This is a genomic window from Azospirillum sp. TSO5 (assembly GCF_003116065.1).
In the GTDB taxonomy this organism is placed as follows: domain Bacteria; phylum Pseudomonadota; class Alphaproteobacteria; order Azospirillales; family Azospirillaceae; genus Azospirillum.
Genome location: NZ_LGQY01000032.1, coordinates 183,687 through 197,792, shown reverse-complemented (window position 1 = coordinate 197,792; position 14,106 = coordinate 183,687). Strand labels below are relative to the sequence as shown.

Annotated in this window: 13 protein-coding genes and 1 tRNA gene; 13 read left to right on the top strand and 1 reads right to left on the bottom strand. The window is 69.3% G+C overall.

Annotated elements, in window-relative coordinates; all coding sequences use genetic code 11:
- Window positions 1-7: 7 nt before the first annotated feature.
- The 6 genes from TSO5_RS10420 to TSO5_RS10395 all read left to right on the top strand — a co-directional run bounded on the left by TSO5_RS10420 (window position 8) and on the right by TSO5_RS10395 (window position 5,100).
- Window positions 8-83, top strand: a tRNA-Ile gene (locus tag TSO5_RS10420).
- A gap of 213 nt (window positions 84-296) precedes the next feature.
- Window positions 297-1,451: an efflux RND transporter periplasmic adaptor subunit gene (locus TSO5_RS10415; RefSeq protein ID WP_109151508.1), complete on the top strand. Its 1,155-nt coding sequence runs from the start codon at window positions 297-299 to the stop codon at window positions 1,449-1,451.
- Window positions 1,448-2,581 carry an ABC transporter permease gene (locus TSO5_RS10410; protein WP_109151507.1) on the top strand — a complete coding sequence of 378 codons (1,134 nt, stop codon included), beginning with the start codon at window positions 1,448-1,450 and terminating at the stop codon, window positions 2,579-2,581. The genes TSO5_RS10415 and TSO5_RS10410 overlap by 4 nt, the downstream gene beginning before the upstream one ends.
- A 4-nt stretch (window positions 2,582-2,585) precedes the next feature.
- Window positions 2,586-3,275 carry an ABC transporter ATP-binding protein gene (locus tag TSO5_RS10405; protein ID WP_109151506.1) on the top strand — a complete coding sequence of 230 codons (690 nt, stop codon included), beginning with the start codon at window positions 2,586-2,588 and terminating at the stop codon, window positions 3,273-3,275.
- Window positions 3,276-3,643: 368 nt separating this feature from the next.
- A complete protein-coding gene (locus TSO5_RS10400; protein ID WP_085089022.1) occupies window positions 3,644-4,153 on the top strand; it encodes a sigma-70 family RNA polymerase sigma factor in 510 nt (169 codons plus the stop codon).
- Window positions 4,153-5,100 carry an anti-sigma factor gene (locus TSO5_RS10395; RefSeq protein WP_109151505.1) on the top strand — a complete coding sequence of 316 codons (948 nt, stop codon included), beginning with the start codon at window positions 4,153-4,155 and terminating at the stop codon, window positions 5,098-5,100. Before TSO5_RS10400 ends, TSO5_RS10395 begins: the two co-directional genes overlap by 1 nt.
- A gap of 31 nt (window positions 5,101-5,131) precedes the next feature.
- On the opposite strand, the gene TSO5_RS10390 is transcribed toward TSO5_RS10395, so the two are convergent.
- Entirely contained in the window at window positions 5,132-5,776 is a 645-nt protein-coding gene (locus tag TSO5_RS10390; RefSeq protein ID WP_109151504.1) for an alpha/beta hydrolase, read from the bottom strand.
- A gap of 189 nt (window positions 5,777-5,965) precedes the next feature.
- On the opposite strand from TSO5_RS10390, the gene TSO5_RS10385 reads away from it, so the two are divergent.
- From TSO5_RS10385 to TSO5_RS10355, 7 genes are all read left to right on the top strand, one after another.
- On the top strand, window positions 5,966-6,784 hold the full coding sequence (locus TSO5_RS10385) for an SRPBCC family protein (protein WP_109151503.1): 819 nt from the start codon (window positions 5,966-5,968) through the stop codon (window positions 6,782-6,784).
- Window positions 6,781-7,962: a zinc-dependent alcohol dehydrogenase gene (locus tag TSO5_RS10380; RefSeq protein ID WP_109151502.1), complete on the top strand. Its 1,182-nt coding sequence runs from the start codon at window positions 6,781-6,783 to the stop codon at window positions 7,960-7,962. The genes TSO5_RS10385 and TSO5_RS10380 overlap by 4 nt, the downstream gene beginning before the upstream one ends.
- A 20-nt stretch (window positions 7,963-7,982) precedes the next feature.
- A complete protein-coding gene (locus tag TSO5_RS10375; RefSeq protein WP_109074528.1) occupies window positions 7,983-8,237 on the top strand; it encodes a hypothetical protein in 255 nt (84 codons plus the stop codon).
- A gap of 348 nt (window positions 8,238-8,585) precedes the next feature.
- Window positions 8,586-10,580: a malto-oligosyltrehalose trehalohydrolase gene (gene treZ / locus TSO5_RS10370; protein ID WP_247870691.1), complete on the top strand. Its 1,995-nt coding sequence runs from the start codon at window positions 8,586-8,588 to the stop codon at window positions 10,578-10,580.
- Window positions 10,581-10,592: 12 nt separating this feature from the next.
- A complete protein-coding gene (locus TSO5_RS10365; RefSeq protein ID WP_109151501.1) occupies window positions 10,593-12,644 on the top strand; it encodes an amylo-alpha-1,6-glucosidase in 2,052 nt (683 codons plus the stop codon).
- 592 nt (window positions 12,645-13,236) lie between these two features.
- Window positions 13,237-13,587 (top strand): hypothetical protein, encoded by a 351-nt coding sequence (locus tag TSO5_RS10360; RefSeq protein ID WP_109151500.1) that lies wholly within the window; start codon window positions 13,237-13,239, stop codon window positions 13,585-13,587.
- Window positions 13,588-13,726: 139 nt separating this feature from the next.
- The gene (locus tag TSO5_RS10355) at window positions 13,727-14,089 is read left to right on the top strand and encodes a hypothetical protein (protein ID WP_109151499.1); all 363 of its coding nucleotides are present in this window, start codon (window positions 13,727-13,729) and stop codon (window positions 14,087-14,089) included.
- Window positions 14,090-14,106: the final 17 nt, after the last annotated feature.

Here is a 14,106-nt window from a genome sequence, read left to right as displayed (position 1 = left end):
CGCGGTAGGGCCTGTAGTTCAGCGGTTAGAACGCGCCGCTCATAACGGTGTTGTCGTCGGTTCGAATCCGGCCGGGCCCACCACGCATTCCAGGCGATTCCGACAAGCCGTCGGCCCCCTCGCCCCCGTCGCGCATCGCGTCGGATAAAGCACACCATCTCCTCGGACATGATCGGGCAGCCTTTCGGTTGGCCTGCGGCGGTTCGCCCCGCTGTGTCGGTGACAATCTCACCGACGCTGGCGCGTGGCGGGGTGTATCGTTTCGGCAATGGGGAACGGGCGAAGGGAATCCGGACATGCGTCGGCTGCGGCTCGGTCTCGCGCTGCTCCTGATTCTCGGCGCCCTGGCCGGCGGGGCCTGGGCGTTGTGGCTGCGCCCGCTGGCGGTGCCGGTCGCGGCGGCGGAGGGCGACGTTCCTTTGGAGGTCTACGGCATCGGCACAGTGGAGGCGCGGGTGCGCTCGGCGGTCGGGCTGGAGGTCGCCGGCACGCTGACGGAACTGTTCGCCGACCACGGCGACCGCGTGCCGCAGGGCGCTGTGCTCGCCCGCCTCGACACCCGCCAGCAGGACGCCCGCGTCGCCGAGGCCAAGGCCGCCGTCGGGCAGGCGCGGGCGGCGCGCGCCAGGGCGGAGGCCACCATCCTCAAGGCGCATTCACTGCTCGACAAGCGCCGGCAGGCCGCCGGACGACGGCAGCAACTGCTGGCCAAGGGCAGCGTTTCGGTGGAGGTGGCGGAGGACAGCGCCGCCGACCTGCGCGTCGCCGAAGCGGAACTGACGGTGGCGCAGTCCGACCTCGCGGTGGCGGAAGCCGCCGTTGCCGATTCCGAGGCGCGGCTGCGTTACGAATCCGCGCGGCTCGACCGCTACACGCTGACCGCTCCGTTCGACGCGTTGGTGATCGCCCGCCACAAGGAGCTGGGCGCCGCCGTCAATCCCGGCGAGCCGCTGTTCACCCTGATCGCCCCGGACAGCGTTTGGGCGCTGGTCCACATCGACGAGGCCTCGGCGGGCGGCCTCGTGGAAGGGCAGGTTGCGACGGTGCGGTTGCGTTCGCATCCCGGCGAGACCTTTCGGGCGCGCGTGACGCGCATCGAACTGGAAAGCGACCGCGTCACCGAGGAGCGGAAAGTCTATTTGAAATGCGAGGTCTGCCCGCCGCGCGTCTACCTCGCCGAACAGGTCGAGGCGACCATCGCGGTGGGCCGCCTGCCGCGCGCCGTGCTGGTGCCGCAGACGGCAATCGATCGCTTCGACGGAGGGAGCGGCACGGTGTGGACTGTCGAGGACGACCGCCTCGCCCGCCGCGCGCTGAGTTTCGGCCGGCGCACGCTGGACGGCCGGTTGGAGGTGACCGGCGGCCTGCCCGATGGCGCGCGGCCGGTGGTCGCCGCCGTGCCCGGCCTGCGCGAGGGCCGGCGTGCCGATCCGCTGGGGGCGCCACCATGAACCTCGCCCTGCGCGATGTCCGCCACAACCTCGGCCGCTTTCTGCTGACCTGTCTGGGGCTGAGCCTGCTGCTGGGCGTCGTGCTGTCGATGATCGGCATCTACCGTGGGCTGGTGGACGAGGCGCTGACCCTGGTGCGCGCGCCCGGCGCCGACCTGTGGATCGTCGAATCCGGCACCCGCGGCCCGTTTGCCGAGGCCTCGCGCATACCCGGCGACACGCGCGACGCGGTGGCGCGGTTGGCCGGGGTGGCGGCGGCGGGATCGCTCACCTTCCAGTCGGTGGAAACCGCACACCGGGGGCGGACGTTGCGCCTGTACGTGGTCGGCTACGAGCCGGGCCGGCCGGGCGAACCGAATCGCCTCGTCGCCGGGCGGCCGATCACCCGCAGCCACTACGAAATGCTCGCCGACCGCCGCGCCGGGCTGGAGATCGGCGAGCGGGTGCGGCTGGGGCGGTACTCCTACGAGGTGGTGGGGCTGACCGAGGGCATCGTCGCGTCGGGGGGCGATCCGGTGGTCCATCTGACGCTGAAGGACAGCCAGCGCCTGCAGTTCGAACTGGACCCGCCCGCCGCCCGGCGCGAATTGGCGCGCGGCGCCCGCCCGGCCGGTCTCGACACCGTGAACGCGGTGGTGGCGCGGCTGCTGCCCGGCGTGCCGGCGGCCGGCATCGCGGCCGACGCGGCGCGCTGGAAACACCTCGGGGCGCTGACGCAGGAGGACCAGGAAGGGCTGCTGCTGAGATCGGTGGTCGAAAAGGCGCGCCGGCAGATCGGTCTGTTCACGGCGATCCTGCTGGCGGTTTCGGCCGTGGTGATCGCGCTGATCCTCTACACGCTGACCATGGACAAGGTGAAGGCCATCGCTACGCTCAAGCTCATCGGCGCGCCCGACCGCACCATCGTCGCCCTGATCGTGCAGCAGGCGCTCGCCATGGGGCTCATCGGCTGGGGCGCCGGCACGCTGCTCATTCTGCTCGCCAAGGATCACTTTCCGCGCCGCCTGCTGCTGCTGCCGGAGGACGCGCTGATGCTGGGCGCGGCGGTGCTGGTCCTGTGCGTGGCGGCGAGCGGGCTTGGCGTGCGCCTGGCGCTCAAGGTCGATCCGGCCACGGCGCTGGGAGGGTAGGGCGATGGCCGCGCCGCTCGTCGAGCTTCGGGGACTCGCCAAGACCTATGGCCGCGGCGAGACCGCCGTGCATGCGCTGAAGGACACCGACCTGCGGGTCTATCCGGGGCAGGTGGTCGGGCTGCTCGGCCCCAGCGGATCGGGCAAGACGACGCTGCTGAACCTGATCGGTTGCATCGTCGAGCCGACGCGGGGCCGCCTGGATCTCGACGGCGAGACGGTCTACGACGGTCGCTGGCTGCGATCCGACCTGCGCCGGCTGAGGCTGGAGAAGATCGGCTTCATCTTCCAGTTCCACAACCTGTTGCCGTTCCTCACCGCCGAGGAGAACGTCGCGGTCGCGCTCGACCTTGCCGGGGTTCCCGGTGCCGAGGCGCGGCGCCGTGCGCGGGCCTTGCTGGACTATCTGGAGGTGGGACACCGCAGCGCGACGCTGCCGTCGCGGCTGTCGGGCGGCGAGGCGCAGCGCGTCGCCATCGCCCGCGCGCTCGCCAATCGTCCGCGCATCATCCTGGCCGACGAGCCGACGGCGGCCCTGGACTCCGGGCGCGCCGCCATGGTGATGGACCTGCTGCGCCGGCTCGCCATCGAGCAGCAGGCGGCGATCCTGGTCGTCACGCACGACGAGACGATCTTCGGCCGTTTCGACGTCACGGTGACCTTGCGCGACGGGCGGGTCGTCTCCAAAGAGTGAAAGATGCGGCAGGGGCCACGTCCGCATGATTGCCGCCATAGCCGAAGGCCGAGGGCTCTCCATTTTTCCAGGGCAACTCCAGGGTGGGCATATCCCATCCGATCATCGACGCAGTCCGCCTGAAGCCTTTTCGGCACAAGCGTGGCCGTACCGCACAAATTTTGCTGCAAGCCCGACAAAGTCTGGAATAAAGGATGCGCGGCGCGCGTTCGCACCCATATGCATCGGGTCCCCATTTCGGCCGCAGGGTCGAGTGAGCCGGCCCGGCCCTGGAGTTGCGGCGCCCTCGTCGTCCCGTCCGGCCTCTCGCTGGAAGGGGGAGGCCATGGCGTGAGCCGTGGCGTTACCGGTAAGGATCGGGTGCGCGGTTGAGCAAATTCGGGGTCGATCTGGAAGTCCACATCGCGTCCTTGCGGCGCTACGCGCGTGCGTTGCTGCGCAACGGTGCGGATGCGGAGGATCTGGTGCAGGAGGCGCTGACGCGCGCGGTGGCGCGCGCCGACAGCTTCCAGGCGGGGACGAACCTGCGGGCATGGCTTTTCACCATCCTGCACAACGTCCACGTCAATCAGGTCCGTTCCAAGGCCGCCCGGCCGCAGGAGGTCGACGTCGCCGACGTCGAATCGAAGCTGGTCAGCCCGGCCCGGCAGGAAGAGCGTGTCGAGCTGCGCGAGATGATGCGCGCGGTCGACGAGTTGCCGGAGGAACAGCGCAAGGTGCTGCTTCTGGTGGCGCTGGAGGGCCTGAAATATGACGAGGTCGCCGACATGCTCGGCGTACCGATCGGGACCGTCATGTCGCGCCTCTCCAGGGCGCGCGAGGCGGTGCGGGCGAAACTGGCGAACGAGGGTGGCGTCACCCTCCGGCGGGTGAAGTGATGAACGCGCATCAAGCGACTGGACGGGTCACGGAGGACGAACTCCACGCCTATGTGGATGGCCAGCTGGACGGCAACCGCCGTCTGGCGGTGGAGCGATGGCTTGCCGAGGATCCGGAGGCGGCGCGCCGGGCGGAGGATTACCGTGCCCAGGGGCTGCTGCTGCATGAGATGTTCGACTCCGTCCTGCGCGAGCCGCCGAGCGATACGGTTCAGGAGCTGTCCGACCGGCTGAAGGGTCGCATCGCCTTCAACGACAACCGTCCGGCCTGGCATGCCCGCCCGCTGGTGCGATTCGCCGCGGCGATGATGCTGGTGGTCGCCGGTGCGGCCGGCGGCTGGATGGGCCGTGGCGCCGACCAGCAGGCCGCGGCCCCGGTCGCCCAGCAGCGCCAGACGCTGGCCACCTTCGCCCAGGAGGCGACGCAGGCGCACCGCTTCTATACGTCCGACGAACGGTTCCAGGTGGAGCTTGGCGCCGACAATCAGGACGAACTGAACGGCTGGCTGTCCAAGCGGATGGGCCGCGACGTGTTCGGTCCGGACCTGGGCCGCGTCGGCTACCGGCTGATCGGCGGCCGGTCGCTGCCGACCGATCTCGGTGCCGGCGCCCAGTATATGTATGCCAACGACGGCAACAAGCGGATCACCCTGTTCGTCGGCGCTCCCCAGGCCGGCAACCAGTCCAACTTCAGCTTCACCCAGAACGGCGACGTCGCCACCTTCTATTGGGTCGAGGGTCCGCTGGCCTATGCGCTGGCCGGCCGCCTGTCGAAGGAGGAACTGCTGGAGATCGCCAAGGCGGTCTATCAGGACGTGAAGGCCGGCCCGCCGCGCCGCGAACCGCCGCCGGAACAACAGCAACAGCAGCAACAGCCGCAACCGCAGCAGGAACCACCGGCCGGCGTGCAGCCGATCAGCGACACGCACAAGGCCAAGGAAAGCTGAGGGGAAGTGGTGGGGGCGCCGGTGGCGCCCCTTATCGTTTCAGGAGATGGGCCTTCAGCCAGTCGCGCACCTCGCGGCAGACCGCCTCCGACGCCTCGTCCAGGGCGTGGCCGGTGCCGGGGACCAGGACCAGCTTCTTCGGCTCGCGCGCCTTGCGGTGGACGTGGATGGAGCAGCTGGGCGGCAGGATTTCGTCCGCCTCGCCGTGGATCAGCAGAATGGGGCAGGACAGATCGCCGACCGGGTCGGTGCCGTAGCCCTGGGTCGCCAGCGCCACCACCGTGCAGACGGCGCCGCGGTTCGACGCCGCCGCCTGGATGACCACCGCCCCGCCGAAGGAATGGCCGACCAGGGCCACATGGTGAATGCCCTGGCGGCCAAGGAAACTCAGCCCGCACAGCAGGTCGTACACCGCCTCCTCCAAGTCGCGCGGATCGCGGAAGCGCAGGCGCAGCGAGGCGATGCCGTCCGCGGTCAGGTCGGCACCCAGCCGGGGATAGAGTCCGCGCGCCGGCGTGTCGAAGCCGCCGCCGACCCCGCCGACCCACAGCGCCGCCAGCTCCCCGCCCGGCACCGGGTAATAGCGGGCCTCGACCGGGCCACGGTCGGTTTCCAGCGTCACCGGCTGAAAGCCTTCGGCGTCGGCGATGCCCATGGTGGCGTCCAGAAGCGGCACGGCCCTTCTCCCTTCCGATCTTGGCTGCTGAAGATGCTAACAGCGGGAACGCCCCGCGGTTGCCGTTTGCCGAGGCAAGCGAGGAAACGAAGCCGCAACCCGGCTGTTCTCTTTCCAAAGCCTTTGGGCCAAAGCCTTTGGCCCAAAGGCTTTGGCCGAAGAATTTGCACAGACGGGAAAGGAGCGGCGATGGCGTCGAACAGTTTGACCGGGCGGGGCCGCTGGCCGCAGCCGGACTCTTTTCTTTCAAACCTGGGGTCGGAGCTGGGGCCGGGGAGGGGGGCGGGCGAGGCCGCGACCGGCGGCCGCTGGCTCGCCATGATGGGCGGCACCGCGCTGGGCGTGATCGGGTTGCGGCGATCGGGATGGGGCGGGGCGATGCTGGCGCTGGGCGGCGCCGGCCTGTTCGCCGTCGGCGCCCTGGGGCTGCGGCCCCTGGGTGAACGGTCCCTGCGTGCCGTGCCGAACCCCGGCGCCTGGCGCAGCGTCCCGGCCTCCCGCCGCCGGTCGCTGACGCCGGAGCGCACGCAGGCCGTCGTCACCATCGCCTCGGAACCGGGGGCTGTCTTCCGCTTCTGGCGCAATTTCGCCAACCTGCCGAAGCTGATGCCGCAGCTGGAGCGGGTCGACGTGCTGTCGGCCACCGAAAGCCGCTGGATCGCCAAAGCCGTTTCGGGCGGCGAGGGGCCGAGCTGGCGTTGCGTGCTCGACCGCGTCGACGAGGACCGGCTGCTGACCTGGCACACGGTGGGCGAGACGGCTCTGCCGCACCGCGCCTCGCTGATGCTGAGCCCGGCGCCGGGCGACCGCGGGACGGAGGTGCGGCTGACGCTGGTCTACCGCGTTCCGGCCACCGAGGTGGCGGCGCTTCTGGGTGTGACGCCGGAAGGGCAGGCGGAAGAGGCGCTGCGCCGGCTGAAACAGCGGGTGGAGACCGGTGAGCTGTCGACCATCGAACGGCAGCCGCGGGGGAACGGGTCCGGCTCTTTCCGGGAGGCGACGGAATGAAGGCGCTCTGCTGGAACGGAACCAACGACCTGCGGGTGGAGCGGGTGCCCGACCCGGTGCTGGTCAATCCGCATGACGTGATCGTCAAGGTGGCGCTGTCGTCGGTCTGCGGGTCGGACCTGCATCTGATCGACGGCTATGTCCCGACCATGCGGCCCGGCGACATCATCGGCCACGAATTCCTCGGCGAGATCGTGGAGAAGGGGCCGGAGGTCCGCTATCTCAACCGCGGCGACCGGGTCATCACCGTGTCGATCATCGGCTGCGGCCATTGCGGACATTGCCAACACGGCGAAAGCTCGCTGTGCGACAACTCGAACCCGAACCCGGACTATGCCCGCACCGCCTACGGCCATTGCGGCGCCGGCATCTTCGGCTACAGCCATGCCTTCGGCGGCTATGCCGGCAGCCATGCCGAATATATCCGCGTGCCCTATGCCGACTTCAACGCCTTCCGCGTGCCGGAGGGAGTCAGCGATGAGAAGGCGGTCTTCGTGTCGGACGCGGTGCCGACCGGCTACATGGCCGCCGACATGGCCGGCATCAAGCCGGGCGACGTGGTGGCGGTGTGGGGCTGCGGCGGCGTCGGCCAGATGGCGATCCGCAGCGCCTATCTGCTGGGGGCGGAGCGGGTGATCGGCATCGACCGCTTTCCCGACCGGCTGCGCGCCGCCCAGATGAAGGTGGGGGCCGAGACGCTGGACTACAGCCGCGTCGACATCTTCGACGCGCTGCAGGCGATGACCGGCGGGCGCGGTCCCGACGTCTGCATCGACGCCGTCGGCATGGAGGCCGACAGCGCGTCGAACGCGGTGGAGGACCTGTACGACCGGGCCAAGCAGGCGGTGGGGCTGCAGACCGACCGGCCGGCGGTGCTGCGCCAGATGATCGAGAGCTGCCGCAAGGGCGGCACCCTGTCGATCGTCGGCGTCTATGGCGGGCTGATCGACAAGTTCCCGATGGGGGCGGCGATGAACAAGGGTCTGACCTTCCGCATGGGTCAGCAGAACGGCCAGCGTTATGCCGACCGGCTGTTCGAGCATATCCGCAACGGTGACCTCGATCCGTCCTATCTGATGACGCACCGGCTGCCGCTGGACGACGGCCCGCAGGCCTACCGCATGTTCAAGGAGAAGGCCGACGACTGCCTGCGCGTCGTCTTCGCCCCGCAAGGCTAGAGTGAGAAGGGAGAGCCGCCATGGAACTGGTCTATGCCTATCCCGCCGAACGCGGCCGGGGTGTGGAGGCCGAGATCGTCGGCAGCCTGCGTGACCGCTTCGGCGATGTCGTGCAGCTTGGCCGGGAGGAGCGAGACGCCGAGCGCGGCGACCGCTCGGATGTGCTGGTGACGCTGGAGGTCACCGACGACAAGGTCGAAGCGGCGCTGACCGCGCTGCGCGCCCACCCGCTGGTGATCGACGCGGCGGCGCGGAGCTTTGGGGAGCGGGTTTGAGGGGGGCGGGGTGGAGATTGCCCCCTCCCTCCCACGGCTTCGCCGCGGGTCCCTCCCTCCCCCGCTCTCAGCGGACCTACGGTCCGCCTGTCGCGTCAGCACAAAGCGGAGCTTTGTGCGAGAGCCATGCGGGAGAGGGACGATTCGCATGGTGGCGGCAGTTCCCTCTCCCGCGAAGCGGGGGAGGGTTAGGGAGGGGGCATCGTCAGCCGACATCTCTCACCCTCCCCTCAAAACCCTTAGCCCCTGAAACAATTTTCAGCCCACCCGTAACCACGCCGCCCCACCCCTGTTGACCATCCCCGCAAGGCAAATCCGCATCACTCATCGGGGGCAACTGCCGTGAAGATGTCCGCCGCCGTACCGCCTGTCGAACAGGCGCAGGCCACCGTCAAACGCCGCTGGCCCATCGGTGTGGAGTTGCTGCCCGGCGGCGCCCATGCGCGGGTCTGGGCGCCGAAGGCCGGACGGGTGGAGCTTGTGGCCGAACCGGACGGGCCGGCGACGGCGCTGGAGGGCGAGGGCAACGGCTATTTCTCCGGCGTCGTGCCGGGGCTGGAGGCCGGCGGGCTCTACCGCTTCCGGCTGGACGGCGGCGACATGCTTTATCCCGACCCGATGTCGCGCTTCCAGCCCGAGGGGCCGCATGGGGCCTCGCAACTGGTCGATCCGCACCGCTTCGCCTGGACCGATCAGGACTGGCAAGGCCGCGTCATCCGGGGGCAGGTGATCTACGAGATGCACATTGGCACCTTCACGCAGGAAGGGACCTGGGACGCGGCGCTGCGGGAGCTGCCGGCGCTGGCCGACCTCGGCGTGACGGTGCTGGAGGTGATGCCGGTGTCGGAGTTTCCCGGCCGCTTCGGCTGGGGCTATGACGGGGTGAACCTGTTCGCGCCGACGCGGCTTTATGGCGATGCCGACGCCATGCGGCGTTTCGTCGACGGTGCGCACCGGCTGGGGCTCGCCGTCATACTGGACGTCGTCTACAACCACTTCGGTCCGGACGGCAATTACCTGAAATGCTTTTCCGACGATTATTTCACCGACCGCCACAAGAACGAGTGGGGCGAGCCGATCAACTTCGACGGCACCAACTCCGCGCCGGTGCGGGAGTTCTTCCTGTGCAACGCCGCCTTCTGGATCGAGGAGTATCACCTGGACGGCCTGCGGCTCGACGCCACCCAGTCGATCCATGACGCCAGCGAGGACCGTGGCGAGCCGCACATCCTGACCGAGATCTCCCGCGCCGTGCGCAAGGCCGCCGGCGGGCGCGCCGCCATCCTGGTTGGGGAGAACGAGCCGCAGCACGCCAGCATGGTGAAGCCAGCCGAGGAGGGCGGTTGCGGGCTGTGCGCCATCTGGAACGACGACCTGCACCATTCGGCGATGGTGGCGCTGACCGGCCGGAACGAGGCCTATTACACCGATTATCGCGGCACGCCGCAGGAGTTGGTGTCGGCGATGAAGTATGGCTTCCTCTACCAGGGGCAGTGGTATCGCTGGCAGGGCAAGCGGCGCGGCATGCCCGCCTTCGCCATGCCGCGGCCGGCCTTCGTCAATTTCCTGCAGAACCACGACCAGATCGCCAACTCCGCCCGCGGTTTGAGGCTGCATGCGCTGACCACGCCGGGGCTGCTGCGGGCGATGACGGCGCTGATCCTGCTGGGTCCCGGCACGCCGATGCTGTTCCAGGGGCAGGAGTTCGCCGCGACCGCCCCCTTCCTCTATTTCGCCGACCACAAGCCGGAACTGGCCAAGCTGGTCGAAGCGGGCAGGGCGGAGTTCCTGGCCCAGTTCCCCAGCATCGCCGAGCCGGCAATGCGGACCGGGCTGCCCAAGCCGCAGGCGGAAGACAGCTTCACCCGCTGCAAGCTCGACCACCGAGAGCGGGAGGCCAACGCCGCGGTCTGGACGATGCACCGCGACCTGCTGCGCCTGCGCCGGGAGGACCCGGTGTTCGCCGCCCAGCGGGCCGGCGGGTTGGACGGCGCGGTGCTGGGCGAGGAGGCCTTCGTCCTCCGCGTATTCGGGGAGGAGGAGGGCGACGACCGTCTGGTCCTGGTCAATCTGGGCCGCGACCTGACTCTCCGCGCGCTGGCGGAGCCGCTGCTGGCCCCGCCACTCGACGGGGCGTGGACGGTGCTGTGGTCCAGCGAGGAGCCGGCCTATGGCGGCTGCGGCACGGCGGCGGTGGAACAGCCGGACGGCGCATGGCGGCTGCCCGGCCATGCGGCGCTGGTTCTGGGCCCCGCGCGCGACTTTCCGACGAAAAGCGACGATAGCGGAGGCAACACAACCCCGGTCATCGTGGTTTCCCAAGGGTCGGAAACCGATAGCTGAGCGTAGGTCCCCATGGCTGATTTCGTCCGCACCCTGTCGCGCGAGGTTCTGAACACCGGTCCGAAAGGTGCCGAAACCCGTGAATGGCTGGTCGCCAACGGTCTTGGCGGCTATGCCTCCGGGTCGGTGTCGGGAGCGGTGACGCGGCGCTACCACGGGCTGCTGATCGCGGCATTGCCGGCCCCGCTCGGCCGCGTGCTGATGCTGAGCCAGTTGAGCGACGTGGTCATCGACCCCGACGGCCGCAGCTACCGCCTGAGCTGCCGCGATACCGGTGGCGATCCGGCGGGCGGCGAAGCGGGGGAGGAGGGGCAGACCGCCGCCCTGCAGGAATTCCGCATGGAGGAAGGGCTGCCGGTCTGGCGCTTCCGCGCCGGCGGGGCGGTGATCGAGAAGCAGGTCGTCCTGCCGCACGGCCAGAACATCGTTCATGTCACCTACCGGGTGATGGAGGCGAAGGCGCCGGTGCAGTTGCGCCTGCGGCCGGTGATGGCCTTCCGGACGTTGGAATCGGCGGTCGACCGGCCGCTGGCCGGCGCCTATCGCATCACCGCGGCCGGGCAGCGCTACGAGGTTTCCGCCGGCCCCGACCTGCCGGTGCTGCGCATGGCGATCGAGGGCGGCGATTTCCCGATGACGCTCGACGGCGGCATCCGGCGCGACGTCTATTACCGGGTGGAGGACGAACGCGGCTATCAGGCGCGCGGGTCGCTGTGGACGCCCGGCTATTTCAGCGGCGAGGTCGGCCCCGGCCAGAGCATCACCTTCGCCGCCGCGACCGAGGACTGGTGGCGGCTGGAGGCTCTGCCGCCGGCGGACGTGCTGGTGTTCGAGACGGAGCGCCGCCGCCGCATTATCCAGAACGCCCACCCCGCCTTGCGCGAAGGGGCGATGGCGGAGCTGGTGCTGTCGGCCGACAGCTTCCTGTTCGTGCCGGCCGGCCGTGTCGCCGACCAGATGCGGGCGCGGGCCGAAGGCGACGAGGTGCGGACGGTGATCGCCGGCTACCACTGGTTCACCGATTGGGGCCGCGACACCATGATCGCGCTGGAAGGGCTGACGCTGGCCACCGGGCGCCATCTGGAGGCGGGCTGGATCCTGCACACCTTCGGCCATTACATCCGCGACGGCCTGATCCCCAACATGTTCCCCGACGGCAAGGACCGTGGGCTGTACCACACCGCCGACGCGACGCTGTGGTTCTTCCACGCGCTGCACCGCTATCTGGCCGCCACCGGCGACCGCGACACGCTGCGCCTGCTGCTGCCCAAGCTGCGCGAGGTGATCGACTTCCACCGGCGCGGCACCCGCTTCGGCATCGGCGTCGACCCGAAGGACGGGCTGCTGCGCCAGGGGCAGGAGGGCTACCAGCTGACCTGGATGGACGCCAAGGTCGACGACTGGGTGGTGACGCCGCGCCGGGGCAAGGCGGTGGAGATCAACGCGCTGTGGCACAACGCCCTGCGGCTGATGGCCGGCTGGCTGCGCGAGGAGGACGGCGAGGCCGCCGCCCGTCCGCTGAGCGAGTTGGCCGATCAGGCCCACGCCTCCTTCAACGCGCGCTTCTGGTGCCCGTCGGCCGGCCACCTGTTCGACGTGGTGGATGGTGAGCATGGCGACGACATCGCCTGCCGGCCGAACCAGATCTTCGCCGTCTCGCTGGATCATCCGGTGCTGGAGCGCGAGCGGTGGGAGCCGGTGGTGGAGACGGTGCGCAGCCGTCTGCTGACCCCGGTGGGCTTGAGGTCGCTGGCGCCGGGCTGCCGCGACTACAAGGCGAAGTATTTCGGCGACCTGCGGGCGCGCGACGCCGCCTATCACCAGGGCACCGTCTGGGGCTGGCTGATCGGCCCCTACGTCGATGCGTGGCTGAAGCTGCACCCGGAGGACAAGGCGGGGGCGCGCCGCTTGCTGGAGGGCTTCCTGCCGCATCTGGACGAGGCCGGCATCAGCACCATCAGCGAGATCTTCGACGCGGAGGCGCCTTTCACCCCGCGCGGCTGCATCTCCCAGGCCTGGAGCGTGGCGGAGGTTCTGCGCTGCTGGGCGAAGACGGAGAGCTAAAGGGTTCAGGCGGTTGCGGAGACCCTGCCTTTCCGAAGGTCATAGGGCGGCCGATCAGGGCCGCCCCACCCGCAACGATGGTGGAATGCCCTTGGGAGCAGTTGTCAACAGGGCACAACAGGGTGTGAAATCGCAGGGTCAGGCGGAATGTGACAGATTTCGGTTGACACGCGGCCAGGGCTCCAAGAGCCAAAAAACAGGGTTTTCTTTTATAAATCAGGCGCTTGCGTTATTTGCCTGATTTTTGGGCAAACACCGTAGCCCCCTTGAATCGCCTAGCGCGAATCGGGACTGCCCACGGCTTGCCCACACAGTTATCCACAGCCTCTGTGGAGACCGTCGGCTTTGCCGGCGGCCATGCCTCCCGTCGTGCCTGTCGGCCGGACCTATACTTTCGATGCCCATGCTTTGGGCCGGGGCAGGGGTGGGGCTCTGCACAAGGGGGTAATCGTATTGGATTTTAGCCAGGCCGGAGAAAGCATCCTATAGTTCCCGCATCGGTTCTCTCGGTACCCCGACTGGCGGTAATCCGGGCGGATCTTCGAAATGCGGCCGTACGGAGTGCGGAGAGACAGCCAGAGCGGAGGTGCCAATGCGGAGCGTTGTGCGGGGCGTCGCCGGCATGCCGTACCCGGCGGGCCGGTCGGGATGGGCGGCGGAGGATGCCGCTACGGCCGGCACTGCCGGGCGCTCGCGGCGTGGCACCCTTGGCCTGCTGCCGGCCGTCGTCGGCCCGCTGCTGGCGGTGTCGGTGCTGGGGGCGCTGATCCTGCATCTTCTGGCCGGTCTGGTTGCCCGGCTTCCCGCCTCCGATGCGCTGGGAGCCTTGTCGGTCATGGTCGGGATGGCGGTGGTCCTGGTGACCCTGCTGCCCTTCGCGCTGCTGTCCGTCAGGCGGGCGCAGCGCGCCTGGGCCGCCATGCAGGAGTCCGTCCGCCGCTGATGCGCTTCCCCGGGTTTCCCTGGGATTCCTCCCGATCAGGTTTCCGTTGCTCCACGAAGCATGTCCGCGTTTAATCGCGGGTGAGGGCGGCATTCGCCCTTCCTCCCGGTGATCCGGGGCGGTTTTCCGGGGGCGCGGGATGGGGCTTTTCGATTTTCTGAAGGTCGCGGTGAAGGACAAGAAGGCGGCCAAGCCCGCCGGCCGCATGCCGGTCAGCGTCATCCAGTGCGACGGTAAGAGCTTTCCCATCGTGTCGCTGACGCCGAAGGGCTTCGTTGCCCGCGGCTTCGACGGGTCGCTGATCGTCGGTCAGAACGCCAAGGTGTCGGTGCGGGTCGATGATCCGGCCGGAAAATTCACCTTCAACGCGACCGTCGCGGTGGTGGAGATCAAGGGCGACACCATCGGTGCCACTTGGACGATCCTGCCGACCGAAGTCGATGCGGTGATCCGCCAATACGCCCAGAACCGCAAGAAGCAGGACGGCAAGCCCGCCCGGTAAGAGCCCCGGTAAGGGCC

What these genes read in the sequence shown, in the direction of transcription:
- TSO5_RS10415 (WP_109151508.1), top strand. Translation starts at nt 297, where the DNA reads ATGCGTCGGCTGCGGCTCGGTCTCGCGCTGCTCCTGATTCTCGGCGCC.
- TSO5_RS10410 (WP_109151507.1), top strand. Translation starts at nt 1,448, where the DNA reads ATGAACCTCGCCCTGCGCGATGTCCGCCACAACCTCGGCCGCTTTCTG.
- TSO5_RS10405 (WP_109151506.1), top strand. Translation starts at nt 2,586, where the DNA reads ATGGCCGCGCCGCTCGTCGAGCTTCGGGGACTCGCCAAGACCTATGGC.
- TSO5_RS10395 (WP_109151505.1), top strand. Translation starts at nt 4,153, where the DNA reads ATGAACGCGCATCAAGCGACTGGACGGGTCACGGAGGACGAACTCCAC.
- TSO5_RS10385 (WP_109151503.1), top strand. Translation starts at nt 5,966, where the DNA reads ATGGCGTCGAACAGTTTGACCGGGCGGGGCCGCTGGCCGCAGCCGGAC.
- TSO5_RS10380 (WP_109151502.1), top strand. Translation starts at nt 6,781, where the DNA reads ATGAAGGCGCTCTGCTGGAACGGAACCAACGACCTGCGGGTGGAGCGG.
- TSO5_RS10375 (WP_109074528.1), top strand. Translation starts at nt 7,983, where the DNA reads ATGGAACTGGTCTATGCCTATCCCGCCGAACGCGGCCGGGGTGTGGAG.
- treZ (WP_247870691.1), top strand. Translation starts at nt 8,586, where the DNA reads ATGTCCGCCGCCGTACCGCCTGTCGAACAGGCGCAGGCCACCGTCAAA.
- TSO5_RS10365 (WP_109151501.1), top strand. Translation starts at nt 10,593, where the DNA reads ATGGCTGATTTCGTCCGCACCCTGTCGCGCGAGGTTCTGAACACCGGT.
- TSO5_RS10360 (WP_109151500.1), top strand. Translation starts at nt 13,237, where the DNA reads ATGCGGAGCGTTGTGCGGGGCGTCGCCGGCATGCCGTACCCGGCGGGC.
- TSO5_RS10355 (WP_109151499.1), top strand. Translation starts at nt 13,727, where the DNA reads ATGGGGCTTTTCGATTTTCTGAAGGTCGCGGTGAAGGACAAGAAGGCG.